Origin of the sequence: Bradyrhizobium sp. AUGA SZCCT0176 (assembly GCF_018130145.1) — a bacterium.
In the GTDB taxonomy this organism is placed as follows: Bacteria; Pseudomonadota; Alphaproteobacteria; order Rhizobiales; family Xanthobacteraceae; genus Bradyrhizobium.
The window spans coordinates 100,145-124,573 of sequence record NZ_JAFCMB010000018.1 but is presented as its reverse complement, the minus strand read 5'-3'; the positions used below and the strand labels follow the sequence as shown (position 1 = coordinate 124,573).

21 protein-coding genes and 1 tRNA gene are annotated in these 24,429 nt (G+C 62.7%); 16 read left to right on the top strand and 6 right to left on the bottom strand.

Annotated elements, in window-relative coordinates; all coding sequences use genetic code 11:
• The first annotated feature begins 415 nt into the window (after positions 1-415).
• The 5 genes from JQ600_RS29735 (at position 416) to JQ600_RS29715 (ending at position 4,562) form a co-directional block, all read left to right on the top strand.
• A complete protein-coding gene (locus JQ600_RS29735) occupies positions 416-1,417 on the top strand; it encodes a TRAP transporter substrate-binding protein (protein ID WP_212263817.1) in 1,002 nt (333 codons plus the stop codon).
• 177 nt (positions 1,418-1,594) lie between these two features.
• A complete protein-coding gene (locus JQ600_RS29730; RefSeq protein WP_212263818.1) occupies positions 1,595-2,170 on the top strand; it encodes a TRAP transporter small permease in 576 nt (191 codons plus the stop codon).
• Complete coding sequence (locus JQ600_RS29725) at positions 2,167-3,492, top strand: TRAP transporter large permease (RefSeq protein WP_212263819.1); 1,326 nt, start codon at positions 2,167-2,169, stop codon at positions 3,490-3,492. Before JQ600_RS29730 ends, JQ600_RS29725 begins: the two co-directional genes overlap by 4 nt.
• Positions 3,493-3,616: 124 nt before the next feature.
• A complete protein-coding gene (locus JQ600_RS29720; RefSeq protein WP_212387755.1) occupies positions 3,617-4,210 on the top strand; it encodes a Spy/CpxP family protein refolding chaperone in 594 nt (197 codons plus the stop codon).
• A gap of 276 nt (positions 4,211-4,486) precedes the next feature.
• Positions 4,487-4,562: transfer RNA gene (locus JQ600_RS29715), tRNA-Lys, on the top strand.
• Positions 4,563-4,672: 110 nt separating this feature from the next.
• On the opposite strand, the gene JQ600_RS29710 is transcribed toward JQ600_RS29715, so the two are convergent.
• Positions 4,673-5,095 (bottom strand): cupin domain-containing protein, encoded by a 423-nt coding sequence (locus JQ600_RS29710; protein ID WP_211998602.1) that lies wholly within the window; start codon positions 5,093-5,095, stop codon positions 4,673-4,675.
• A 281-nt stretch (positions 5,096-5,376) separates the two neighbouring features.
• Between JQ600_RS29710 and JQ600_RS29705 the strand changes: the two genes are divergently transcribed.
• Positions 5,377-5,724, top strand: coding sequence for a hypothetical protein (locus JQ600_RS29705; protein ID WP_212389563.1), 348 nt, complete (start codon positions 5,377-5,379; stop codon positions 5,722-5,724).
• 23 nt (positions 5,725-5,747) lie between these two features.
• Here JQ600_RS29705 and JQ600_RS29700 read toward each other — a convergent pair whose 3' ends face one another.
• From JQ600_RS29700 to JQ600_RS29680, 5 genes are all read right to left on the bottom strand, one after another.
• Positions 5,748-6,476 carry an SDR family NAD(P)-dependent oxidoreductase gene (locus JQ600_RS29700; protein ID WP_212389564.1) on the bottom strand — a complete coding sequence of 243 codons (729 nt, stop codon included), beginning with the start codon at positions 6,474-6,476 and terminating at the stop codon, positions 5,748-5,750.
• The gene (locus JQ600_RS29695; RefSeq protein ID WP_212263823.1) at positions 6,469-7,854 is read right to left on the bottom strand and encodes an AMP-binding protein; all 1,386 of its coding nucleotides are present in this window, start codon (positions 7,852-7,854) and stop codon (positions 6,469-6,471) included. The genes JQ600_RS29700 and JQ600_RS29695 overlap by 8 nt, the downstream gene beginning before the upstream one ends.
• Positions 7,841-8,086 carry an acyl carrier protein gene (locus tag JQ600_RS29690; protein WP_212263824.1) on the bottom strand — a complete coding sequence of 82 codons (246 nt, stop codon included), beginning with the start codon at positions 8,084-8,086 and terminating at the stop codon, positions 7,841-7,843. Before JQ600_RS29690 ends, JQ600_RS29695 begins: the two co-directional genes overlap by 14 nt.
• Positions 8,087-8,128: 42 nt before the next feature.
• Positions 8,129-9,946 (bottom strand): long-chain-acyl-CoA synthetase, encoded by a 1,818-nt coding sequence (locus JQ600_RS29685; RefSeq protein ID WP_212389636.1) that lies wholly within the window; start codon positions 9,944-9,946, stop codon positions 8,129-8,131.
• A gap of 163 nt (positions 9,947-10,109) precedes the next feature.
• Complete coding sequence (locus tag JQ600_RS29680) at positions 10,110-10,379, bottom strand: acyl carrier protein (protein ID WP_192738752.1); 270 nt, start codon at positions 10,377-10,379, stop codon at positions 10,110-10,112.
• 247 nt (positions 10,380-10,626) lie between these two features.
• On the opposite strand from JQ600_RS29680, the gene JQ600_RS29675 reads away from it, so the two are divergent.
• The 10 genes from JQ600_RS29675 (at position 10,627) to JQ600_RS29630 (ending at position 24,342) form a co-directional block, all read left to right on the top strand.
• On the top strand, positions 10,627-11,853 hold the full coding sequence (locus JQ600_RS29675) for an acyl-CoA dehydrogenase family protein (protein ID WP_212263826.1): 1,227 nt from the start codon (positions 10,627-10,629) through the stop codon (positions 11,851-11,853).
• A gap of 28 nt (positions 11,854-11,881) precedes the next feature.
• Positions 11,882-12,835, top strand: coding sequence for an amino acid--[acyl-carrier-protein] ligase (locus JQ600_RS29670; protein ID WP_212389565.1), 954 nt, complete (start codon positions 11,882-11,884; stop codon positions 12,833-12,835).
• An 83-nt stretch (positions 12,836-12,918) separates the two neighbouring features.
• The gene (locus JQ600_RS29665; RefSeq protein ID WP_212389566.1) at positions 12,919-14,193 is read left to right on the top strand and encodes an O-acetylhomoserine aminocarboxypropyltransferase/cysteine synthase family protein; all 1,275 of its coding nucleotides are present in this window, start codon (positions 12,919-12,921) and stop codon (positions 14,191-14,193) included.
• Positions 14,194-14,220: 27 nt separating this feature from the next.
• A complete protein-coding gene (locus tag JQ600_RS29660; protein WP_212389567.1) occupies positions 14,221-15,282 on the top strand; it encodes a homoserine O-succinyltransferase in 1,062 nt (353 codons plus the stop codon).
• 101 nt (positions 15,283-15,383) lie between these two features.
• On the top strand, positions 15,384-16,265 hold the full coding sequence (locus tag JQ600_RS29655) for an acyl-CoA acyltransferase (RefSeq protein ID WP_212389568.1): 882 nt from the start codon (positions 15,384-15,386) through the stop codon (positions 16,263-16,265).
• Positions 16,266-16,290: 25 nt separating this feature from the next.
• Positions 16,291-17,178: a branched-chain amino acid aminotransferase gene (locus tag JQ600_RS29650; protein ID WP_212389569.1), complete on the top strand. Its 888-nt coding sequence runs from the start codon at positions 16,291-16,293 to the stop codon at positions 17,176-17,178.
• Positions 17,178-18,875, top strand: coding sequence for a thiamine pyrophosphate-dependent enzyme (locus tag JQ600_RS29645; protein ID WP_312017269.1), 1,698 nt, complete (start codon positions 17,178-17,180; stop codon positions 18,873-18,875). Before JQ600_RS29650 ends, JQ600_RS29645 begins: the two co-directional genes overlap by 1 nt.
• Before the next feature lie 298 nt (positions 18,876-19,173).
• Positions 19,174-20,232, top strand: coding sequence for a TAXI family TRAP transporter solute-binding subunit (locus JQ600_RS29640; protein WP_212389571.1), 1,059 nt, complete (start codon positions 19,174-19,176; stop codon positions 20,230-20,232).
• Between the two features lie 661 nt (positions 20,233-20,893).
• Complete coding sequence (locus tag JQ600_RS29635) at positions 20,894-21,496, top strand: DsrE family protein (RefSeq protein ID WP_212389572.1); 603 nt, start codon at positions 20,894-20,896, stop codon at positions 21,494-21,496.
• 110 nt (positions 21,497-21,606) lie between these two features.
• Positions 21,607-24,342 (top strand): hypothetical protein, encoded by a 2,736-nt coding sequence (locus JQ600_RS29630; RefSeq protein WP_212490208.1) that lies wholly within the window; start codon positions 21,607-21,609, stop codon positions 24,340-24,342.
• Positions 24,343-24,429: the final 87 nt, after the last annotated feature.

Genomic DNA, 24,429 nt, shown 5'->3' with positions numbered 1-24,429 from the left:
GAGAGCACGGCATAAGCCGTAAAGCCATTGCGCAGGGAAGGCCGGGTGTTCTCCGCTGCCCTGTATGCTCGTGTGCATTTTGTTTGTGCAAACCGCACGCGAGACCGCGGGTGCAGCGCGCACCCGGTCTTCCCTGCGCCCTCTCATTTTGGGGGCAAGGAATTTCTGGCAAAGCTCGGGCGCATCGCGCCGCGAGGGCGCGGAACCATGTCCCTGCATTGCGAAGCAGCAAACCGCCTCTTTGGTGAACACCGTGGATGGACAGGATGTCGCATTTTGCGATGCAGCAAACCTCCAAAGACCGGCCCCTGCTAACGGGCAATGGCGTTTTGCCCGGCTTCTCTGTATTGGTTCGGTGGCATACAAGCTTCGGAGCCGGGTGTTCGCGCTCCGCAAAAATAAATTGGGAGGAAACATGCGCAAATTGATTTTGGCTGCGGCATCGATTGCAGCTTTGGCCCTGGCGAGCCCGGCCTCGGCGCAGTCGCCGATCGTCATCAAGCTCAGCCATGTCGTGGCGCCGAACACGCCGAAGGGGCTGGCGTCGGAGAAATTCAAGGAACTGGCCGAGAAGTACACGGGCGGCAAGGTCAAGGTCGAGGTCTACCCGAATTCGCAGCTCTACAAGGACAAGGAAGAGCTGGAGGCGCTGCAGCTCGGCGCGGTGCAGATGCTGGCGCCATCAAGCGCCAAGTTCGGGCCGATCGGCGTCAAGGAATTCGAGGTGTTCGATCTGCCGTACATCCTCCCCGACCTGAAGACGCTGCGCAAAGTCACCGACGGGCCGCTCGGCGCAAAGCTGCTGAAGCTGCTCGATGCCAAGGGAATGACCGGTCTCGCCTATTGGGACAACGGCTTCAAGCAGATGAGCGCCAACAAGAAGCTGATCACGCCGGCCGACTACAAGGGCCTGAAATTCCGCATCCAGTCGTCGAAAGTGATCGAGGCGCAGATGCGTGCGCTGGGCGTGATCCCGCAGGTGATGGCGTTCTCCGAAGTGTATCAGGCGCTGCAGACCGGCGTCGTCGACGGTCAGGAAAATTCCTGGTCGAACATCTACACCCAGAAAATGCACGAGGTGCAGAAGCATATCACCGTCACCAACCACGGTTACATCGGCTATATCGTGGTGGTGAACAAGAAGTTCTGGGACGGCCTGCCGGATGATATTCGTGTCCAGCTGGACAAGGCCATGAAGGAAGCCACCGCTTACGGCAACGGCCAGTCGCAGAAGGAAAACGACGAAGCGCTCGCCGACATCAAGAAGAGCGGCAAGACGGAGATCGTCACGCTGACGCCGGAGCAGGACGCTGCGATGCGCAAGGCGATGGAGTCGATCTACAAGGATGTCGCCGGCCGCGTCGGCCAAGGGCTGATCGACGAGTTCCTGAAGGAGACCAGGGGCGCGACCAACTAAGACGACGATTTGGGATGCTGTGAGCTTTTTCAAGCTCTTGGTAGGGGCAAGTAAATCGTTCTTCGTCATGCCCGGCCTTGTGCCGGGCATCCACGTCTTACTCGCTTAGCAGCTAGAAAGACGTGGATGGCCGGGACAAGCCCGGCCATGACGAAGTTCGATAATTGGGGGATATAGATGTTTCTACGCATCCTCGACCGGCTCGAGGAACTGCTGATCACATTCCTGATCGCGGCGGCCACGGTGATTATCTTCATCGCGGTGATGCATCGCTATCTGGTCGGCATTCCTCTTTTCTATCCGTACCTGTTTCCCATCAACCTCGCATGGGCGCAGGAGCTCTGCATCATCATGTTCGTGTGGATGGCGAAGTTCGGTGCCGCCTATGGCGTGCGCACCGGCATCCATGTAGGCGTCGACGTACTGGTCAACAAGCTCGGTCCGAATAAGCGCAAAGTCACCGTCATGTTCAGTCTGCTGTGCGGTGCGCTGTTTACGTTCGTCGTTGGCTCCATGGGGGCGAAGTTCGTCTGGGGGCTCTACCACACCGACCAGGTGACGGCCGACATGGAGATTCCGAGCTGGATCACCTATCTCTGCGTTCCGCTCGGTTCCTACCTGATGTGCTTCCGCTTCCTGCAGGTGGCCAATAATTTCTGGCATACCGGGCATCTGCCGCATCACGACGAAACCCAGGTCGAGGGCGTGGAGATCGATGCGCCCGGTGTCGGCGCTGGGGGGATCGCCCGATGATCACGCTGATGATCTTCGGGCTGCTCGTCGCCCTGATGCTGACGGGCATGCCGATCTCGATCGCGCTCGGCCTGACCGTGCTGACGTTCCTGTTCTTCATGACCTCGGTGCCGATCGAGTCCGTGGCGCTGAAGCTTTTCACCGGCATCGAGAAGTTCGAGATCATGGCGATCCCGTTCTTCATCCTGGCCGGCAACTTTCTGACCCATGGCGGCGTCGCCAGACGCATGATCGCTTTTGCCAGAACGATGATCGGCCATTGGCCCGGAGGGCTCGGCATCGCCGCCACCATGGCAGCCGCGCTGTTCTCGGCGGTGTCGGGGTCTTCGCCCGCAACCGTCGTCGCCATCGGCTCGATCATGCTGCCGGCGATGCTGTCGGTCGGCTATCCCAAGCGCTTTGCCGCCGGGGTCATCGTCACCGGCGGCGCGCTCGGCAACCTCATTCCGCCGTCGATCATCATGGTGATCTATGCGGTGGCGACGAGCGGGGCGGTTTACTTTGGCCCGAATGGCGAGAAAGTCGCCTCTGCCTCGGTCGGGCAGTTGTTCATGGCCGGCATGGTGCCGGGCGTGATCCTGGCGATCATGCTGTCGGGGACCACGTGGTATCGCGCGTGGAAGAATAATATTCCGCGGGTCGAGAAGGCTTCGTGGGGCGAGGCGTTCACGGCGTTTGTAGACTCGTTCTGGGGCGTCTCCCTGATAGTCGTGGTTCTTGGCGGCATCTATCTCGGCTGGTTCACGCCGACCGAAGCCGCGGCGATGAGCGCGGTTTATGCCTTCCTGATCGAGATGTTCATCTACAAGGACCTGAGGTGGAAGGACGTGCCAAAAGTCCTGCTCATCTCCGCCAACATGAGCGCGATGATCCTCTACATCGTCACCAACGCGGTGCTGTTCTCGTTCCTGATGACGAGCGAGCAGATCCCGCAGGCGATGTCGAACTGGATCACGAACAGCGGCATCACCTGGATCACCTTCCTTTTGGTGGTGAACCTGCTGCTGCTCTTGGCCGGCAACGTGATGGAGCCGTCGTCGATTGTGCTGATCATGGCGCCGATCCTCTATCCGATCGCGGTCAAGCTCGGCATCCATCCGGTGCATTTCGGCATCATGATCGTGGTCAACATGGAAATCGGCATGTGCCATCCGCCGGTCGGCCTCAATCTCTATGTGGCCTCCGGCATCGCCAAGATGGGCATTACCGAATTGTCGATCGCGGTGCTGCCATGGCTGGTCACGCTGCTGGTTTTCCTCGGCCTCATCACCTACATCCCGGAATTGTCGTTGTGGCTGCCGCGTACCCTCGGGATGCTTTAACGATCTGGACAGACGAAGTTCATCGACATTACATCTTGGTAAGGGAAGGCACTCTTGCCTATCGTTAAGTTGATTGCCGGCAGCCGCGGGCCCATCTTCATGCAACCTTTCAACGGAGGTCAGCATGAGGAAGTTCGCCATCGCCGCGGTCGCGGTGCTCGCCATCGCCGGTTCTACGGCGGTCTATGCCCAGCACCGTCATTGGGGCTACGGGCATACGCGGATGAACCCGGAAGACCGGGCGGCGTTTGCCGACGCGCGGATCGCCTCCGTGCATGCCGGGCTCAAGCTGACCGCCGACCAGGAAAAGCTGTGGCCGGCGGTGGAAACCGCCGTGCGGGAATTCGCCAAACTGCGGATCGATCGCGCCAATGCGCGGATGGATGCGCGGCGGGACGATTCGAGCCAGCAGAAGCCGGATGATCCGCTGACGCGCCTGCGCGAGCGCGCCGACAACATGGCGACTTCGGCGGCCGCCATGAAGAAAATCGCTGACGCGGCCGATCCGCTTTACAAGACGCTGGATGATGGCCAGAAGCGCCGCCTGGCCGTGCTGACCGGAATGAACCGGTTTCATGGTCGTGGTGAAGGCTGGCGGGAGCGCCGGATGGAGCGTTTTGAGCGGGATCGCGACGATGGCGGCCGGGACCGCGGCTATAACCGCAACCGCTATGACCGGGATGACGGGCCGGACCGAGGGGGCCCGGAGCGGCTCTGAGCGCAGGTTTGCCGAGTTCGGCCCGGGTAGGGCGTTTTCCAGCGAAGTGGATACCGGTTCGCGTCAAGAAAGCGCGTCAAATCATGAATCTAGAGCCCCGTTCCGATTCAATCGGAACGGAAAAGGCTCTAGGGGCGGAAGCCGCTGAAATCCAGCGGCTTTTTGCCTTTCCGGGCCCGTGCCAAAGGCCGGGAAAACTCGCTCCAGTTTGCTGGACATCCGGGAATCGCTTTGCTAAACGACGCCCTCTTGCGAAGGCTTTTCCGGACCAAGTCCGGGCGCATAGCTCAGTTGGTAGAGCAGATGACTCTTAATCATCGGGTCCCAGGTTCGAGCCCTGGTGCGCCCACCAAGCTTTTCAAGAATTTGGCCAGATAGCCGCCACGCAGACCGCGAACCGTTTGCGCGGTCGCGGCCGAGCAATATCTGAATGCTCCGCATGGCGGATCGGCAGTCAGGAAGTCAATGGACGGGGGCGAGCGTCCGCTTCAGCTTGTTGACGGCGCGAACGGCCAAACCGAGCAAGAACGGACTGGTCTGGCGGAAGACGGCGACCTTCTTCACATAGCCCTCGACATGCCATTTGGCGTGGGCACCGTTGTGGAAAACGATCACGTCACCGACGCCGTAACGTTTCGGTGGCATGCCCTTGCTCTCAAGCACGATCGATCCTTCCTGGATCACGATGGTCTCGTCGACATCGTAGTACCAGTTGAATTTGCCCTCGGTGCAGGACCAGATCACGGTTGTGGCAGCGCCGTCCGCGCTGGTCGACAGCACATGCGAGCGGGCTTCCGGATTGCCTTCAAGGATCCAGGATGGCTCGATCGGCGACGGCTTGAGATCCACGTTCAAATGGCCAGTTTCAATAAGCGCAAGCGGCATCGATCACCTCAGCGGATTGAAAAAGTATGCACGGCTCAACAGCGTCCCGGCTACGCGAGTTGCAGATTGCTAACTCTCCCGGAACGGATGGGATTAGATTATCCCACAAGAATGAAGAGGCCAGTTTGGGGGCGCCCAACGGGTCGTTCAACGCGGGTTACCTCTAAAGAGCCACCTCAGGCCGTTTCGACATTCGAGATGAAGCTAGAATGCGCTATCTTCTGGCGCCCGGCGAACAGGGGCGGTGATGCGACGAAGCTGGTGCGACAAGGAGACCGGCTATGGTTCGAAGTTTCAAGGTTCGTTCCGCTGAGCGCGATGCTCAGACCGATAGCGAACGGTTCGGTTCGATTTCGGCCGCGATTAGCGCCGCGGTTGCGTCAGTTCAGAAGGAGAGGGACGCGTTGCGTGGGCGAGTAGATGCGGCCCGCGATCTGGCTTCCTTTGTCGCGGGCACGGATTACGAAGAATATCTGACCCGGGATGCCAAGGACGCGTCCATGATCAAAGAATACGAGTCGCAGATGATAGCCGGCGAAAAGCGCGTGCAGGAGCTGGAGAGCCAGCTTGGCAGTCTGATCGCTGTTCAGGAAGTTTTCAGCCGCTCCTTTCCCGGCATGCCAGGGTAGATGGAGATAAGGGCCGGCGACATCTAGGCGGTGTTGCCGGCGTCCACCGTCAGCACAGTGCCGGTGATGTTCCGGCCGCCTTCGCCCAGGAGATACTCGACCATGGAAGCGACGTCGTCGACCTCGGGCAGTCGGCGCAACGCGCTGCGGCCGGCGATCCGCCGGCGGCCGTCGTCGTCCAAGGTCTTGGTCAATTCGGTGTCGACGAAGCCGGGCGCAATCGCGTTCACGGTGATGCCGAGCTTGCCGACCTCGCGGGACAGCGAACGGGTGAATCCGCCCGCCGCTGCCTTGGACGCGGCGTAGACGGACAGGCCGTTGTAGCCGGTCGAGGCGATGATGGAGGAGATGTTGACGATGCGCCCGGCGCCGTCGGCCATCATATGGCGCACCACGTATTTGGTCAGAACGATCGGCGACAGCACGTTCAGGCGGATCAATGCCTCGATCTCGGAATTGCGCGTGTTGGCCAGCAGCCCTTCGGCGCTGATCCCGGCATTGTTGACGAGGCCATAGATCGCGCCGAAGGCGTCGCGCAGTTCCTTCACGAAGGCGGGAATCTTGTCGGTCTGCCCGAGATCGAACGCCCTGAAGTGCAGGCGGTCCGCACCCGCCTCGCGGATGGCGTGTCCCAGCTCCTCGCTCTCGCGGCGCGCGACCGCCACCACGTTGTAGTCGCCGGATGCGGCAAGCCTGCGTGCAATCGCAAGCCCGATGCCGCGACTGCCGCCAGTGACGAGGACGTTATGCATCGGCGCGCGTCAATTTGCCGGCTGCCGTGAGGTCCAGCCGCTCGACGAAGCGGATCACCGCAGGCACCTTGTATGCTGCCAGCGCGTCGTTGCACCGGCTGAGAATCTCCGTACGGATCGTCTCGTGGCGACCAGCCTCGGTGCCGTCGGCGAGGACGATGTCGGCGACCACGATGGCGCCAGTGATCGGGCTTCTGCGCGACCGCGCGCGCGACATTCGGACGGACTCGTGCCGATTGATCACGGTCTCGACCTCCTCGGGATGGACCTTCAGCCCGCCGATGTTGATGATGCCGGTGCGCCGGCCGACAAAGTAGTAACGCTCGTCGCGCAGTTCGACCAAGTCACCGGTGTCGACGAAGCCCTCGGCGTCGGTGAGCTGCGGCGCGCCGGTGCCGACATAGGAGCGCGCCGTGCGGTGAGAGCGGATCCGAAGCGAGCCGTCGACGACCTTCATCTCGACGCCGTCGCGGTTCTGCCCGATCAGGTCGGCGGGAAAACCCTCGCGCCCGTCGTTGACCGCGAAACCAACGCCGGCCTCGGTCGAAGCATAGGCATGGCCGATCGACGCATGCGGAAAGGCCCGGGCGAGGCCGTCGAGCACCGCCTGGTCGGCGATTTCGCCGGACAGGCGGACATAGCGTGGCGAGAAGTCCGCGACCGCGCTGCTCATCAGGAGCTTGCGCCAGTGCGACGGCGTCCCGGAAATGTGGGTGACGCCGCCCGCGCGCAGCCGTGCCACGTGATCGACGGTGGCTTCCTTGGGCTCCGACAGCACCATCGATCCGCCGCCGATCACCGCGCGCAGGAAGATCTGCAGGCCGCCGTAGCGACGGATGTCGTAGAACGTCGCCCAGGTAGCGTTCTGGTAGCGCGCAGCACCGTCGGCGATGATCGCGCCGGCCAGCCCGTCGAGCGTATGGCCGACGATCTTGGGCGGCCCGGATGTGCCCGAGGTCAGCATCAGCCACTCGGTCGCGCGTTCGGTCTTCCATCCCGCACCCGGCCGTTCAGGTAGACCGGCGCCGACGACCAGATACGCGCCATCATCCCATCGGTGCAGCGGCCTGTCGGTCACGATGGCGTCGATCTCGGCATCCGCAAGCAGGCCCTCGATGTGATCCGGATCGAGGTCGGGCGGGCACAGAAGCATGCGGCGAGCGACGCCGTCGAGTTCGATCATCGCAAGCGCAGACTGCAGCTGTCCCGACGTCGCAAGCAGCACCGAGCGGCCGGACAGCTCGCGATATCTGCCGATCAGACAGCTGTACCCGAGAATGTCGGTCAGCGATATGACGTGCCGGGCATCGGAAATCGTGCGGCCCTTCAGCTCCGGGCCGAGATACTCGCGAAGCGCTAATACGTCAGGCTGGGACATTCTCGTATGCTCTGATGAACTCGCCGACGGTCGACGGGAAGGCGGCGTCTTCCGCGATGGTGAACGGATCGATGCCGAGATCGTCCTCCAGCCGCGCGACCAGGATCGCGAAGGCCAGAGAATCGAACCCGGTGTCCTGCAGCGCCAGATCGTCCCGGAGCGGCGGAAGGGTGACCTTTTGCTCTTCAGCGATCTGCTGCATCGCCGAAAAAATCCTCAACTTTACCGACATGAACACCTCACCTCTTCAAAAAAACGGCTCTTCGAGCCGATGCTAAAACCTGATTCCGCCCTCCGCGACGCGCGCGTAGACGGCCCGGTCGATCGAACGATAGGCGCGGGTTGCCGGATCGCGCAGGAACAGCCGGTCGCTCACGACGGAAGGATCAAATCCCTCGCGGATCAACCGCTGCTTGTTCATCTTGAAGGTCTCGGTGGCGTCGAGTTCCACGCAGAACCTGACGAAGACCGGAATGGCATAGACCGGGAGCCGGCGCGACAGGTGTTCCGCGAAGGTCCCGAGATCGAAATGCTGGTCCACGACCAAAGCCGCCATGCCGGCGCGGCCGTCGGCGCCGGGGACGGCAGCCCCGTAGGTTGAGGCGTCAACCACGCCGGGGCAGTCCCTGATCGCGTCGTTCACCTCGCTGGTCGCGACGTTCTCGCCCTTCCAACGGAAGGTGTCGCCGACCCGGTCGACGAAATAGAAGTAGCCCTGCTGGTCCCGAAGCATCAGATCGCCAGTCCGGAACCAGGCATCGCCTTCCGCAAACACGTTGCGGAGAATCTTTTTCTCGGTCTCGGCCGGCTCCGTATAGCCTTCGAAAGGTCCGCCACCCCGATCTGCGGTGCCGATGCGCCCGATTGCCTCGCCGACCTCGCCGTGGGTGCAGGCGACGCAGAGCCCGTCGTCGCCGCGGACCGGGCTGCCGCTGTCGGCATCGACCTTCACGATCGAGGCAGGAAAGCGATGCGCCAGCAGCGGCGGGATACGGCCGATCGCGCCGGGTTTTCCTTCGAAGTTGAATAGCGAAAAATTACCTTCCGTCGCGGCGTAGAATTCCAGGACCTGCGGAATCGCGAACCGCTTCGCGAACGCCTCCCAGATGTCGCCGCGCAATCCGTTGCCGACGGCGAGCCGCAGCCCGTGTCCGACCTCCAGCCCCGACGCCGGTGCGTTCAGAAGGTAGCGGCAGAGTTCACCGATATATTGGAAGACGGTGCAGTCGAAATACATGATGTCGTCCCAGAAGTCTTCCGCGGAGAACTTCTCGGCGATCACGACTGAACCGCCGGCGCGAAGCATGCTGCAAGGCGCGACGACACCGCCCACCGAATGATGGAGCGGCAGGCAATTGTAAAGGCGGTCGTGGATGGAAGCGTCTGTCAGCCCGGCAAACCATCCTCCCCAGCTGAGGATGCGGCGATGACTGACGTTTACCGCCTTTGGCAATCCCGTGGTGCCCGAGGTGTAGATGAGCAGGGCGCGTTCATTGATCGTGACGTCGCCGCGCTCGACGGAGGACAGCGGGCGTGGATCCGTGCCGGCGAGCGCCGCATCCAGATCGGCGCCAGCGCTGCCAGGACCCAGTCTCCAGATCTGGGGCACGCGATCCAGGTGCGGACGTGCGGCTTCGAACGCATTCATGCAATCGGCGGCAAGAACGATGTGGTCGGCACGCGCGACGTCGATGCAATGGGCAAGGGACCGGCCGACCAGCCGGGTGTTGATTAGCGCCACCGTACCGCCGACTCTGCTGATTCCGAGCCAGCAGGCAACGTACTCCGGCCGGTTCGGCATCAGCAGACAGACGGTGTCGCCGGCGCGGACGCCCAGGCTCCGTGCCCAACGCGCATATTGGCTGATCCGGGCGCTGAGCTCCCCGTAGGTGAAGGATTGGCGGTCCGAGAGCAGTGCAGGGCGTTCGGGTTGCCGCTTCGCCCATTCTTCCACGACGTCGGCGAACAGCCGTTGCGGCTCGGCATCGATCCGCGAGGTCAATTCGATGGCCTTCAGCCAGGCTTTGGTGGCAGACGGCCTGTGTCGCGCGTCACCGCTTTCAGTCGCCCGCTGAAGTGCGCCTGTTTTCATGATCTGACCCAGATAGTTTCGATCGCTGTTCGCGCCGACCAGGTCGCGAGGCGGTAGAGCTGCGGCGGAAGGAGCGACGAGGCGCACTGGACCGCGCGCGACCTTGCGATCACTGTCGAAGGGGTTTCGCTCGATCGCACCGGGCGCATCTCTGTCCAACTCCCTATCCCGTCGCGGGTCCGAGTTGGTTGAGGATCATGACCTCCAGCGTCTTCACCGATTGGAAGTTTTCGGGCGTGATCTCGGGCTGGGGAAGGGTGAGATCGAACTCGGCCTCGACCTTGAGCATCAGCGCGACCATATCCATCGAGTCCAGTCCGATATCCACCAGCCGGGATTCCGGGTGGACATCCGCGATGATAGCGTTCTGCGCGAGGACGTTCCTGACGACGGAAAGAACACGCTCTTGGACGTTTGCGGCAAAGTCTTGCATTTCAGCTCCACTCATCGCGTGACGGGGCAGATCATAATCGGCGTGACGATACCTGACTGCAGCTCAGGTCAGTAGCTCCACTTCGGGGGTACCCCGCTTGGGAGCACGTTCTCGGCAACATCCACCTTTGCGCCGCCGACTCCGCAACTGCGGTCGGTTAGATTGCCGCCATCGAACTCGCGCGGAATTCGTCTCGACCCGGTCGGGTCTTCGACCATCAAACCATCCAAATGGGAGCTGTTGGGCCATGAATGTGCAGGAAGTCCAGTTCCGCAGTCTCGCTCGAGAAGCCAGCCGAGTGCCATTCTCTCCCGATCGCGCTTCGTTCCAGCAGCGGGTTGCCGCCGTCGCGGAGGCTGCGGCGTCGGAGGCCGTAGCGGTCGACCGCGAAGCGCGCTTCCCGCAGAAGGCTATCGACGCTGCACGCGCGGAAAGACTTCTAGGCGCCCAGATCCCGATCGAGTTCGGCGGCGACGGCGCGTCGATTTCCGAGGTGGCCGACATGTGCTACGCGCTCGGACGCGCCTGCGCATCGGCCGGGATGATCTTCGCGATGCATCAGACCAAGATCGCCTGTCTGGTCCGTCACGGCGCGGGCAGCAGCTGGCACGAAAGGCTGATGCGCCGCGTGGCGGCCGAACAAATGCTCCTGGCGTCTTCGACCACGGAAGGCCAGAACGGCGGAAACATTCGCTTCAGCTCGGCCGCGGTGGAGCACGAGGGCGCCGAGATATCGCTGGTGCGCGACGCGACGGTGATTTCCTACGGCGCCGAGGCGGACGGCATCGTAACCATCGCCCGCCGCTCCGACGACGCCACCGGATCCGATCAGGTACTGTTGGCCATCACACGTGACGACTACACGCTGGAGCAAACTCTCGCATGGGAGACGCTCGGCATGCGTGGTACCTGCAGCGCCGGCTTCAAGCTGAGCTTCAAGGGCTCGGCGGAACAGATATTCCCCGTGGCATACGAAAAGGTCCATGCGCAGACCATGACGCCCGTCGCGCACCTATGCTGGTCGTCGGTCTGGGCGGGGATCGCGGCTGCGGCAGTGGACCGGGCGCAGCTCTTCATCCGCAAGGCTGCCCGCGGGGCCGGCGGCAACCTGCCTCCCGGCGCGCCGCATTTTACCTCCGCCAAGATGACTCTGACGAAACTGCGCGCCATCATCGCCGCAAACCTCGATTCCTTTGCGGCCCGCGAACAAGACGAGCGCGCGCTTTCGTCCATCGACTTCCAGTCCTCGATCAACCTTCTCAAGGTGGAGGCTTCGGAACTCGCGGTCACGGTCGTCATGCATGCGATGCGCGCGTGCGGCCTGTCCGGCTATCGCAACGACACCGATGTCAGTGTCGGCCGCCATCTCCGCGACGTGCTGTCGGCTCCGATCATGATCAACAACGATCGCATCCTTGCCAGCATGGGTAGCGCCACTCTGATGAGCGCCGTCCCGGCGTCCCTGCGCGATTGATTTTTTTTCTCGAAGAAATGGGGTTGGTATGAACGTAGCCATGTTTGCTGCACCGGCGGAACCCACTCAGGCTGAGGCTGATCCGCTGGACCATCTTGCCGACGTGCTGTTCCACAAGATGGGCTCTCCGGGTGTCTATGCCCGCACCGCGCTCTATGAAGACGTCGTGGAGCGGCTCGCGGCGCTGATCACGCGGCACCGCGAACCGGACACCGAGGTGATGCGCTTTCCTCCCGTCATGAGCCGCGCGCAGCTTGAGAAGTCGGGTTATCTGAAGAGCTTTCCGAACCTGCTCGGCTGTGTCTGCGGCCTGCACGGCACGGACAGTGAGATCGACGCGGCGGTCAGCCGTTTCGATGCTGGCGGCGACTGGACCATGTCACTTTCACCGGCCGACCTCGTGCTGTCGCCGGCCGCCTGCTATCCGGTCTATCCGATCGCGGCGAGCCGGGGTCCCCTGCCGGCGGGCGGCTTATGTTTCGACGTCGCCGCCGATTGCTTCCGTCGCGAGCCCTCGCGCCATCTCGACCGGCTGCAGTCCTTCAGGATGCGCGAATACGTCTGCATCGGCAGCCCCGACCACGTCTCGGCGTTCCGCGAGCGTTGGATGGTGCGCGCTCAGGAGATCGCCCGCGATCTCGGACTGACCTTCAGGGTCGACTATGCCAGCGATCCGTTCTTCGGCCGGGTCGGCCAGATGATGGCGGTGAGCCAAAAGCAGCAGTCGCTGAAATTCGAGTTGCTGGTGCCTTTGCGCTCCGAGGAGAAACCGACTGCATGTATGAGCTTCAACTATCACCGCGATCACTTCGGCACCACCTGGGGCATTAAGGACGCGACCGGTGAGCCGGCCCATACTGGTTGCGTGGCCTTCGGAATGGATCGTCTCGCCGTCGCCATGTTCCATACCCACGGCAAGTCCGTCGCAAGGTGGCCGACTGCGGTGCGGGATCTGCTCGGCTTCCCGCGGAACGACCGGTAGCCGACGACGGCATTCGAGGAACTGAAATGCACCAACGAACTCCCGAGGTAGCCCGCGACCGAATAGCCGAAGGGCCGACCTCCATGAAAAGAGAGACTCTCGCCGTACACGGCGGCTTCGACAACGATCCGACCACCAAAGCCGTCGCCGTCCCGATCTATCAGACCGCCTCGTACGCCTTCGACAGTGCCGACCATGGCGCCGCGCTCTTCAACCTCGAAGTGGACGGCTTTCGCTACACCCGGATCGGCAATCCGACCAACGCGGTGCTGGAGAAGCGCGTTGCCGCCCTGGAAGGAGGCGTCGAGGCGATGAGCGTGGCGTGTGGCCAGGCCGCGGTGAACTATTCGGTGGTCAACATCGCGGAGATGGGCAGCAACATCGTCTCGGTCCCGCAGCTCTACGGCACCACGCATACGCTGTTCGCACACATCCTGCCGAGGCAGGGCATCACGGTCCGGTTCTCGGAAGACGACAGTCCGGCGAGCATGGAGAAACTGATCGACGACGATACGCGTGCGGTGTTCTGCGAGAGCGTAGGAAATCCGGCCGGAAATGTTTGCGACATCGAAGCGATCGCCGAGGTCGCCCACAGGCATGGCGTACCGCTGATCGTCGACAACACGGTTCCTACCCCGATCCTGCTCAGGCCGATCGAGTACGGAGCGGACATCGTGGTCGAGTCGCTGACGAAGTTCATGGGCGGGCACGGCACCACGCTCGGCGGAATCATCGTCGATAGCGGCAGGTTCCCATGGGCGAAGCATGCCCGGCGCTTTCCGATGCTGAACGAGCCGGAGAAGTCTTACCACGGGCTGGTCTTCACCGAGCGCTACGGGGCCGCCGCCTACATCGCCCGCTGCCGCGCCGTTTCCCAGCGGACCACCGGCTCCATCCTGGCGCCCTTTAACGCTTTCCTGCTGCTCCAGGGCATCGAGACCGTCGCGGTGCGGATCGATCGGCACGTCGAGAATGCCGAGAAGGTCGCGCGGTTTCTGCGCGACAACCGCCGCGTCGGATGGGTCAACTACGCGGGCTTTGACGATAGTCCCTATTACGCGTTGACGCAGAAATATCTGGGCGGCCGCGCGTGTTCGCTGCTGACCTTCGGCGTGGCCGGAGGGTTCGAGGCCGGCAAGCGGTTCTACGACGCGCTGAAACTGTTCAAGCGGCTGGTCAATATCGGGGACGCGAAATCGCTTGCCTGCCACCCGGCATCGACCACCCACCGGCAAATGTCGCTCGAAGAGCAGGAACGGGCCGGCGTGCGGCCCGAGATGATCAGACTGAGCGTTGGTATCGAGCACGCCGACGACATCATCGCCGACCTCGATCAGGCGCTCCGTGCCGCAGATTGAATTGAGGTCAACCATGAAGGCATTCCGATGCCCGTCCTAGTAAATATAGACTCGTACGAACACCACCTCTTCTCAAGAGCGCGCAACGGAAGCGGCGCCGAGTCCCCGGGAAACCGGAAGGAGTGTCTCGATATCGGGCTGATCAACAACATGTCGGATGCCGCCTTGATGTCCACCGAGCGCCAGCTGTTCGACCTGCTCGGCGCGGCGGCCGGAGAGCTCTTGGTTAGGCTGCATTTCTACACGATGGAGACGACGCCCCGTTCGGACTGGGGGCGCGACTACGTGCGTCGCTACTACCGTGGCACCGACGATCTGCTGAACAGGAGCCTGGACGGAGTGATCGTGACCGGCGCCGAACCGAAAGCCGCCAGCCTGCCGGAAGAACCATACTGGTCCACCTTCGTCCAAATCATCGACTGGGCCAGGGAGAGCACCGTTTCTTCGGTGTTTTCCTGTCTGGCCGTCCATGGGGCCGTCCTGCACCTGGATGGTGTGGAGCGCCACAAGCTGCCTGCCAAATGCATCGGCGTCTTCGCTCAAACGAAGACGAGAGATCATCCCTTGATGCGCAACGTTCCGGCGACCTTCAGAACACCGCACGCCCGGTGGAACGAGGTGCAGGAGGGGGCTGTCGAGAGCTGCGGATATTCCGTTCTCACCAAGTCGGCAGAGGCCGGCGTCGACTGCTTCGTCAAGCAACAGGGGAAGAGCCTCTTCGTCAATTTCCAGGGCCATCCGGAGTACGACACCCATAGCCTGCTGGCCGAATTCAGAAGGGACATGGGTCGTTTCCTCCGGAGAGAGAGCGAGGTCTGTCCGACGATACCGAGAGGCTATTTCGCCTCGGAGGCGGAAGAGATTCTGACGGCCTTCCGTCGGAAAGCCCTTTCCGACAGAAGTCCGGAGCTTTTCGCCGATTTTCCGGTCGACCAACTGGCGAAGGATCTGAGAAACGTCTGGCATCCGCCGGCCCGGCGCATATACCGCAACTGGCTGCTGTACATGGCCTCGCAGCGAGCTGGACGCTCAAAGCCGTTTGCCTTCAACGGAAGTTATCGAACGAGGCCCAGACCTGCCGCGGCGTAGATCATGCATGCGTCCGGGCAACATGGAGAACCGGAACAACGGCCGCGATCCGTTCGCCGGGCTCTCGCTCGCCGACCTGCCGACGAAGAAGCGGGAGCGGATTGTATGATGGAGTTCGGACCGTGATCCGATGCCGCGAGATAGGACCAGCCGATCTTGCTGCCATCGCCGATCTTCTGACGCGTGGCTTTGCCCGCCGTTCGCGCGACTACTGGATGGACGGACTCCGGCGCGCTTCCGTGCGCGAGGTACCCGATGGTTTCCCTCGCTTCGGGTACATGCTCGACCATGAAGGGATGCCCGTCGGCGTTCTGCTGTTGATCTACACGGAACGGGACGATGACGGCGGGACCTCGATCCGCTGCAATCTCTCCAGCTGGTATGTGGAACCTGCCTTCCGCAACTACGCGCCGATGCTGACCAGCGTCGCGCAGCGCCACAAGCGCGTCACCTACGTTAACATCAGCCCGGCGCTCTGGACCTGGCGGACCATTGAGGCCCAGGGATTCCGCGCCTATTGCGGCGGCTTGTTCTTTTCTTTTCCGGTGCTGTCGCGTCCGGCGAAGGGTATGCGCGTCGAAGTCGTTCAGCAGGGCACGCATGCGGTCGACGGCTTGTCCGATGCCGACGTCGCGCTGCTTACGCGGCACGCGGCCTATGGCTGCCTAAGCCTGGTGTGCCGCGCGGGCGACGGCCGCGCCTACCCCTTCGTCCTGCAGCCGATGCGCAAACGCGGGATCCCCCTGCTGGCGATGCGGCTGATCTATTGCCCCGATGTGACCGACTACGTCGCCTGCGCCGGCGCCATCGGCCGCTTCCTGCTCCGGCGCGGCCGGATATTGCTCGCCCTCGACGCCAACGGCCGCATGAAGGATCTGGTCGGCTTCTACAGGGGACAGCGCGGCCGCAAATACTTCAAGGGTCCGCAGTGTCCCCGGATTGCCGATCTGTCGGATACCGAGCTGGTCATCTATGGACCGTAACTTTGCTGCCCAATGGAGAGCCGTCATGATTCCCACCAGCAAGTCCGTCAGCCATTCGCAGACATGGACATTCTTCCAGGGCCAGTGGCACGAAGGCAATGTTCCGATCATGGGGCCACGCACCCATGGGCTTTGGCTCGGCTCGACCGTGTTCGATGGCGCACGCGCCTTCGAAGGTGTTACGCCCGATCTCGACCGCCATTGCGCCCGCGTCAATCAATCCGCGCTCAACTTCGGGCTCAAGCCGATCGTCGATCTCGACACGTGGCTGGGTCTGGCGCGCGAAGGCATCGCGCGCTTCCCGGCCAATGCCGAACTCTACGTCCGCCCGATGTACTGGCCGCAGAATGGTGTGGGCGGCGGCGTGCTCTTCGATCCGGAGACGATGGACTGGTGCCTTTGCATCTACGAAGCGCCGCTACCGAAGCCTGTCGGCAACGCGATCACGCTGTCGCCGTTCCGCAGACCGACCGCCGAATGCGCGCCGGTCGATGCCAAGGCCGCCTGTCTCTACCCGAACTGTTCGCGTGCGCTGATCGAGGCCGCCTCGCGCGGCTTCCAGAACTGCCTGATGCTGGACATGCTGGGTAACGTCGCGGAGTTCGGCAATGCCAACGTGTTCATGGCGAAAGACGGTGTGGTCTACACGCCGGCGGCGAACGGCACCTTCCTGAACGGCATCACCCGGCAGCGGGTGATCGAACTCCTGCGTGGTTCGGGCGTCACCGTGGTGGAGGCCACGCTGCGCTATGCCGATTTTCTCGCCGCGGACGAAATCTTTTCGTCCGGCAATTTCGCCAAGGTTGCGCCCGTAATTCGGATCGACGACCGGTCGCTCACGCCCGGGCCGTTCTATGCGCGTGCGCGGAAGCTGTATTGGGAATTCGCGCACGCGGTAAGGCTTGCGGCGTGATGATGATGACCTTCCAACCGAGATCGTGTCGCATGGCTTTTCGAGTTGCCGATCTACTCGTGGATTCCCTGATCGCGCACGGCGTCGACCGGGCATTTAGCGTACCCGGCGAAAGCTTTCTTGCGCTCCTTGACGCTCTGTATGAACGCGCCGAGATCGATCTCGTGACTTGCCGCCACGAGGGAAGCGCGAGTCTTGCCGCAGTTGCCGACGCCAAGCTCACCGGCCGGGCCGGCGTGGTGATGGTGAGCCGCGGGCCGGGCGCATCCAACGCGGCGCTTGGTCTGCATGTAGCTTCCCAGGAGGCCATACCGCTCGTATTACTGGTTGGTCAGGTCGGTACGTCTGAGCTGAATCGTGACGCAGTGCAGGAGATCGACACGGGGCGGGCGTTCAGTGGCCTTATCAAGTGGTCCACTAGAATCGATTCGGCGGCCCAGGTGCCCGAGATGATGGCGCGCGCATTTTCCGTGGCGCTTGGCGGCACGCCCGGGCCGGTGGTGATCGAGCTTCCTGAAGACGTTCTCGAGATGGAGGCGGGTCTGCTCTCCGCCAGGGTTCACGGCATCGCGCGAGCCGAGCCCAGTCGAGCCGCCGTGGAACAGGCGATCGTCTTGCTTGGCAAGGCGGAGCGACCGATCCTGCTGGTTGGAGGAGAGTGTCGAACGGCGGAATTTCGTAAGGACTTGCTCGCGCTGAGCGAGCGCTGGAACGTTCCGGTCGCGGCCACCAACAAGATGCAAGATCAGTTTCCGAACGATCACCGGCTCTGGATTGGACAGCTTGGCTTCTTCACGTCGCCAGCGCATGTTGAGCTCTTTGAGCGAGCGGATCTGATCGTTGCGATCGGAACACGGCTCGGCGACCTGTCGTCCATGGGTTTTCGGTTTCCGCGACAATCGCCGCCGTCTCAGCCACTGGTTCACGTCTATCCCGATCCGAATGCGATCGGAACCCACTTCCATACGGATCTTCCAGTCGTCGCGTCGGCGCATCCGTTCTTGAGATCCTGGCTCGACTTTCCGGCCGTGTCGCGTGAGCGCGGTGGGTGGATCGAAGCCGTGGCGAAAACTCGAGAGGCGGTGCACGCGTGGCCCGAGCTGGGGATCCCCAGCGCTGATGTCTTCGGGCATGCGGTTGCGGCCATCGTCAAGCGCTTCCCGGCAGATGGTATCGTGACGACCGATTCCGGCAACTTCGCCGCCTGGGTACACCGCATATTCCGCTTCCAGCCGTCGGCCCGGCTGCTTGGCTCCGCCTGCGGCGCGATGGGCAGTGGTGTTCCTTCTGCATTGAGCGCGAGCCTTCGTTATCCGAACAATCAGGTGATCGCGTTTTGCGGAGACGGCGGTTTCCTGATGACCGGAAACGAGCTGGCAACAGCGGTCGCCCGCCGGCTCAATATCAAGATTGTGATCTCCAACAACCAATCGTACGGCACCATCCGTTCGTATCAGGAGAAGGCATTTCCGCAACGTCCTTGCGGTACCGACCTGTTCAACCCCGATTTTGCGGCCCTTGCCCAAGCATTCGGCGCGCAGGGCTATACGATCACGAACGCGGCGCAGGCAGCCGAGGTCGTCGCGGAAGCAATGTCGGCCAAGGGCCCCGTAGTGATCGAAGTACGATCTGATGTACGCCAAACACTCGATCGATCCCTCGCTGCTGCGCGCGCTGATGCATCGGAGCGCCGGTAGGCTGTTTATCTGCGGTCCTCGGGCCGCGAGCGCCTAATGATTCTGATTGTCCCCCGCTAGGTGTACCTCTGAAGGGTTACCTACGGATATCAGCTGCGCATTGAAAACAGGGATCGTGAGAGGGAATGGGGCACGAGAGCCGATACCAAACCAATTCGTGCCGTTCCATCTGTTCACATGATGAGGGCTCCGCGCAGAGCATAGCCCGGAAGGGTAGGTGTGGTTTCTCCGTGCAGGGAATAGGATGCGCAGCGAAGTGCATAAAGCTGCGTAAGACGGATTAGAAAAGGATATCACCATGGGACAGGTGATTGCCGATGGGGCGCGGAACGCAAAGGCTGCGTTGCGCAAGCTGCTTGTGCTGGCGGCGCTGGCCCCGCTGCTCACGATCATTCAACCGTCCGACGTGGATGCACAGACGCAACCTGCCACTCGTCAATTGCGACGTGAGGCACCGCTGCAAAAGCCGCAAGTGACGATGAACGCCTGGACGGTTGGCCTCGCCGGAGGTCTTCTTGAGGGTGCACCTATCCGCCTGGCGGCTGAAGTAGCCCGCGTCGTGGATGATGGTGACAAGCTGCACGTTCTTCCGATCGTGACGCGCGGGGCCACGGAAAACGTGAACTCGCTGCTTTATTTGCGCGGCATCGATGCTGCCATCATCAATTCCGACGTGCTTGAGGAATACAAGAGCCAGGTGCCCGATATTCAGCAACGGCTGGCCTATGTGCTGAACTTGTTTCCGTCCGAACTTCATATCTTCGTTCGTCCCGAGATTCAGAGCCTGAACGATCTCGTCGGCAAGAAGGTGAACTTCAATACCCAGGGCACCGCGGCAGCCTATTCGGGGCCGCTGATCTTCAGTCGTCTTGGCCTCGATGTGGAAAAGACCTTCATCCCGCATCAGATCGCACTCGAGCAGATGCGCAAGGGCGAGATGGCCGCGGTCGTCTTCATTACCTCGAAGCCGGTGGATGCTTTCGTGCGCGGCCGCTGGGAGTCGGGGTTCAAGTTCCTGCCCGTCCCCTATGACCGCAAGTTCGAAGACTATTATCTTCCTGCCGCGCTCGATGCCGCAGAATACCCCAACCTGATCAAGCCGGGCGAACGTGTAACGACGATTGCGGTGCCGACCGCTCTCGTCGCGTTCAACTTTCCAGCCAAATCAAACCGCTACGAGCGGCTAGCGCGCTTCGTGGACCATCTTTTCTCCCGGATTGAAAAGTTGCAGCAGCCTGGCTTCGACCAGAAGTGGAAATCGATCAATCTCGCGGCTACCGTTCCTGGTCTGGCGCGCTTCCCTGCGGCGCAGGCATGGCTCGATCGTGGGCCGCGTGCTGCGCATGCATCGCAATGAGACGCGCAGCCGTATGGTTCGTGGCTGGAATCACGCTCGCAAGCGGCAATGCGTTGGCGCAAGGGGCACAAGATCATCCGGCAGCGCAGCTTCACGATTGTTCCCCGGCTGAACGCGCAGCAGGCCTGGAGTGCCCCGAGAGGGCGCCGCGGACCACCGCGCCGCGTCAGGCGAACCAGGCAAACAACTGGATCATCAGCGTGACGATCTCACCCGTCGACTATTCACCGGTCGCTACCGCCACAACATCGTCACGCGATGGTGCAGGCGAATCCGGAGTGAAGCTTTCGATTCGCTGCCGCGGCGGGCGGAGCGAACTGGTGGTCGCCGGGCCCGGCGTTTCCGGTCGCGGCACCGATTATGCGATTTCCTATCGCGTCAACGATGGTCAGGGGCTGCAGATCGCGGCAACAGCGCCGACGTCCGGAATCGGAGTGGCGTTCGGGGGCGACGTTGTTCGCTTGCTGCAATCTCTTCCAGACAGCGGAAGCCTCAGTGTTCACCTTACATCCCGGATGGGGACTGCTCTGGATGCAGTGTTCTCGCTAGGCGGGCTGGAGGCGGTGCGTACGAAGATGGCCACTGTGTGCAGGTGGCCACATCCAGCCACGAAACCTAACGGATGAGCGGTCCAACAACGTGTATTGATAGGAGAGGCATCATGAGCATGTTTCAGTATATTGCGCGGGTAATCACCATGGCAGCCGCAACGGTACTGTTCGCCGCGCCATTCGCTGCGGCGGAGCAGGGCGGACGGTACTGGGTGCCGACAACGACTGAGCCCGCTACACACCATCAGCGCATTGCAGCAAAAGCCACCACACCTAACAAAGCAACCACACAAAAAAGGGCACGATCCCCTCTTGCCGCCAACGCCCGGCTTGCGTCCGACTCCAAAGCGCACCGTTTGATTTTGCAAGTGAACACGAACGACCCCGCCGCCATGAATCTCGCGCTCAACAATGCAACGAACGTTGCGCAATACTACAAGGATGCCGGCGAGAAGGTGAAAATCGAGGTGGTCACGTTCGGGCCCGGCCTGCATATGCTGCGCGATGACACGTCGCCGGTAAAGGCCCGTATCGAGGAGATGGCGCTGAGCACGCCGGAGGTATCGTTCAAGGCCTGCGGCAACACTCAGGAAAGAATGCACAAGGCCGAGAACAAGGACATCCCGATTGTTCGTCAGGCGGAGGTGGTGAAGTCAGGCGTCGTGCGCGTGATGGAGCTGCAGGAGAAGGGCTGGTCCTATGTAAAACCCTAACCCGAAAGGGGTGGGGGGTCCCCCATGCGAATCATAGGATTTGCGTAGCGGCGGGGCGCATAATAGCGCGACCTGAACGGGTCGCATCGCCAAGCGACGGGTGATTGCAGATGGGCCGCACGGTTATTCCCAGTGACGGATTAAATACCGTCTCCGATATCGAAAGCGCGTCGCGCAACGATTCGGACACGCCGCCGTTTGGGCAGAAGACATTGCAAAGGACAATGAGGCAACTGCCTGTGCCCGGACGATCCGCGCCCCTGTGGATGGCCGCCGCCATGCTCGCAATGACATGGGCGTCGGAAACGCAGGCGTCCCCCGATCGAGTGCGACCCTTGGCGGATGCGCAGCACGCGACGGCTGCCCGCAATCTCGATTCCGTTGGAACGGAGGGTGATGGCAATTTGGTAACCCTGCTGCCGAGCCGGGGCGGCTACGGCAAATCGGTGCAGGTTGTCCAAGCGACGATCGGCGACACAAGGCAGTCTCCGGAACAGGAACTTCACTGGGCGGAGACCCTGTCCCGCGAACTCAGCAATGCAAGGCGCGATATCGAGTTGCTGCAACGTCTCGAGCAGGAGCGCGATCGGGCCGAGAGGCTGGAGCAGGGTCTTGCGGCAGCGCGAAGGGATGTCGAAACCCAGAGCGCGCTAGCGGCTAAAGCGGTCGAAGAAACCGCGCGCATGAGGCAGGCTGCGCCGAGCGGTGCGGCGGAGTTGCAGAACTCCCTGCAAGAGGCGCGTGAACTGGCAGACCGGCTGGAGCAGGACCTCGCGGCGGCGCGACGCGATGTCGGGACCCAGACCGCATTGGCTGCAAGGGCAGGCGAGGAAGCTTCCCGGTCGAAACAGGCGGGGGAGAGCATCGCTGCGGAACTGCAGAAATCCCTGCACCAGGAGCGCGAGCGGTCCGCGCGGCTGGAGAAGGATCTGGCGACGGTGCGGAATGATGTCGAGACCCTGACCGCGCTGGCGAAGAAAGCGGGTGAGGAAACTGCCCTGCTGAAAGCGGCGGGAGAGAGCGGCGCAGAGCTGCAGAGATCCCTGCACCAGGAGCGCGAGCGGTCCGCCCGGCTGGAGCAGGATCTTGCGGCAGCGCGGGGTGATGTCGAGACCCAGGCCGCGCTGGCGGCAAAGGCAAGCGAGGAGGGTTTGCGGCGGAAGCAGGCGGCGGAAGCCGGGGCTGCCGAACTGAGGCAGTCGCGCGCAAGGGCCGACGCGCTGGCACAAGACCTCTCCCTGACGCGGAGCGCGATCTATGCATACGAAGCTCAGGCCCGCAAAGCTGGAGACGAAGCGGCAGAACTCAGGCAAGCAGCTGCAAACGGCGCGCCGTCGCCTGGCAAAGCCGCTCCGGACGAGCGCGAGCGGTTCGCACGTCTGGAGCAGGATCTGGCGGTTGCCCGACGTGACGTCGAGACCCAGGCTGCGCTGGCGGTGAAAGCGGGTGAGGAAGCGTTCCGGCTGAAACAGGAAAGGGAGAGCGGCGCGGCGGAGCTGCAGAAGTCCCGGCAACAGGAGCGTGAGCGATCCGCGCGGCTGGAGCAGGAGCTTGCAGCGGCGCGGCGTGATGTCGAGATCCAGACCGCGCTGGCGACGAAAGCAGGGGAGGAAACTTCCCGGCTGAAGGCGGCGGGGGAGAGCGGCGCGGCGGAGCTGCAGAAGTCCCGGCAACAGGAGCGTGAGCGATCCGCGCGGCTGGAGCAGGAGCTTGCAGCGGCACGGCGTGATGTCGAGACCCAGACCGCGCTGGCGACGAAAGCAGGGGAGGAAACTTCCCGGCTGAAGGCGGCGGGGGAGAGCGGCGCGGCGGAGCTGCAGAAGTCCCGGCAGCAGGAGCGTGAGCGATCCGCGCGGCTGGAGCAGGAGCTTGCAGCGGCGCGGCGTGATGTCGAGACCCAGACCGCGCTGGCGACGAAAGCAGGCGCGGAAACTTCCCGGCTGAAAGCGGCGGGGGAGAGCGGTGCGGCGGAGCTGCAGAAGTCCCGTCAACAGGAGCGTGAGCGATCCGCACGGCTGGAGAAGGAGCTTGCAGCGGCGCGGCGTGATGTCGAGACCCAGACCGCGCTGGCGACGAAGGCGGGTGAGGAAACTTCCCGGCTGAAAGCGGCGGGGGAGAGCGGCGCGGCGGAGCTGCAGAAGTCCCTCCAACAGGAGCGCGAGCGATCCGCGCGACTGGAGCAGGAGCTTGCAGCGGCGCGGCGTGATGTCGAGATCCAGACCGCGCTGGCGGCAAAGGCCGACGAGGAAGCTACACGGCGGAAGCAGGCGACGGTAGCCAGTGCCGCGGAGTTGAGGCGATCGACCCAAAAAGAGCACGAAACGGCCGATTTGCTTGAAGGCCTCCCGATGACGCGGAGCGCGATCTATGCGTACAAGGCGCAAGCCCGCAAAGCTGGAGGCGAAGCGGCGGAACTCAGAGAGGCGGCTGCAAACGGCGCGCCGTTGCCTCGCAAATCGGCACAGGACCAGCGCGAGCGGCCCGCGTGGTTGCAGCAGGATCTTGCAGAGGCGCGTGCCGAGTGGGCACCAGCGGCGCCCTCGCGTGGCGATGCTCAGCTCGATTCCGAGCAAGCCGCGGTGGCGACAGGGTTGGTTGCGCGCGCGAGCGCACTGCTCCGGCAGGGCGATATAGGCGCGGCGCGGCTTGTACTTGAGCGTGCCGTCGAGATGGGCAGCGCCCAGGCGAGCTTCGCGCTGGCAGAAACCTACGACCCATTGATCCTTGCGAAATGGAAAACTCAGGGCACGCGCGGCGATGCGAGCAAGGCGCAAAGCCTCTATGCAAGGGCCGACGCCGCAGGAATCCAGGGGGCGAAAGCGCGGCTGGAAGCGCTGCGTCGCTAGCGCATACGCCAATCGACTGGCGACATCCGCGCAATCGTCTCCACGGCCGGCATCTCCCGGCAGGTGCTTCGTTCGAAAGCGGGCAGC

Coding starts and splice junctions, on each gene's coding strand:
- JQ600_RS29735 (WP_212263817.1), top strand. CDS start 416: ATGCGCAAATTGATTTTGGCTGCGGCATCGATTGCAGCTTTGGCCCTG.
- JQ600_RS29730 (WP_212263818.1), top strand. CDS start 1,595: ATGTTTCTACGCATCCTCGACCGGCTCGAGGAACTGCTGATCACATTC.
- JQ600_RS29725 (WP_212263819.1), top strand. CDS start 2,167: ATGATCACGCTGATGATCTTCGGGCTGCTCGTCGCCCTGATGCTGACG.
- JQ600_RS29720 (WP_212387755.1), top strand. CDS start 3,617: ATGAGGAAGTTCGCCATCGCCGCGGTCGCGGTGCTCGCCATCGCCGGT.
- JQ600_RS29710 (WP_211998602.1), bottom strand. CDS start 5,095: ATGCCGCTTGCGCTTATTGAAACTGGCCATTTGAACGTGGATCTCAAG.
- JQ600_RS29705 (WP_212389563.1), top strand. CDS start 5,377: ATGGTTCGAAGTTTCAAGGTTCGTTCCGCTGAGCGCGATGCTCAGACC.
- JQ600_RS29700 (WP_212389564.1), bottom strand. CDS start 6,476: ATGCATAACGTCCTCGTCACTGGCGGCAGTCGCGGCATCGGGCTTGCG.
- JQ600_RS29695 (WP_212263823.1), bottom strand. CDS start 7,854: ATGTCCCAGCCTGACGTATTAGCGCTTCGCGAGTATCTCGGCCCGGAG.
- JQ600_RS29690 (WP_212263824.1), bottom strand. CDS start 8,086: ATGTCGGTAAAGTTGAGGATTTTTTCGGCGATGCAGCAGATCGCTGAA.
- JQ600_RS29685 (WP_212389636.1), bottom strand. CDS start 9,946: ATGAAAACAGGCGCACTTCAGCGGGCGACTGAAAGCGGTGACGCGCGA.
- JQ600_RS29680 (WP_192738752.1), bottom strand. CDS start 10,379: ATGCAAGACTTTGCCGCAAACGTCCAAGAGCGTGTTCTTTCCGTCGTC.
- JQ600_RS29675 (WP_212263826.1), top strand. CDS start 10,627: ATGAATGTGCAGGAAGTCCAGTTCCGCAGTCTCGCTCGAGAAGCCAGC.
- JQ600_RS29670 (WP_212389565.1), top strand. CDS start 11,882: ATGAACGTAGCCATGTTTGCTGCACCGGCGGAACCCACTCAGGCTGAG.
- JQ600_RS29665 (WP_212389566.1), top strand. CDS start 12,919: ATGAAAAGAGAGACTCTCGCCGTACACGGCGGCTTCGACAACGATCCG.
- JQ600_RS29660 (WP_212389567.1), top strand. CDS start 14,221: ATGCCCGTCCTAGTAAATATAGACTCGTACGAACACCACCTCTTCTCA.
- JQ600_RS29650 (WP_212389569.1), top strand. CDS start 16,291: ATGATTCCCACCAGCAAGTCCGTCAGCCATTCGCAGACATGGACATTC.
- JQ600_RS29645 (WP_312017269.1), top strand. CDS start 17,178: ATGATGATGACCTTCCAACCGAGATCGTGTCGCATGGCTTTTCGAGTT.
- JQ600_RS29640 (WP_212389571.1), top strand. CDS start 19,174: ATGGGACAGGTGATTGCCGATGGGGCGCGGAACGCAAAGGCTGCGTTG.
- JQ600_RS29635 (WP_212389572.1), top strand. CDS start 20,894: ATGAGCATGTTTCAGTATATTGCGCGGGTAATCACCATGGCAGCCGCA.
- JQ600_RS29630 (WP_212490208.1), top strand. CDS start 21,607: ATGGGCCGCACGGTTATTCCCAGTGACGGATTAAATACCGTCTCCGAT.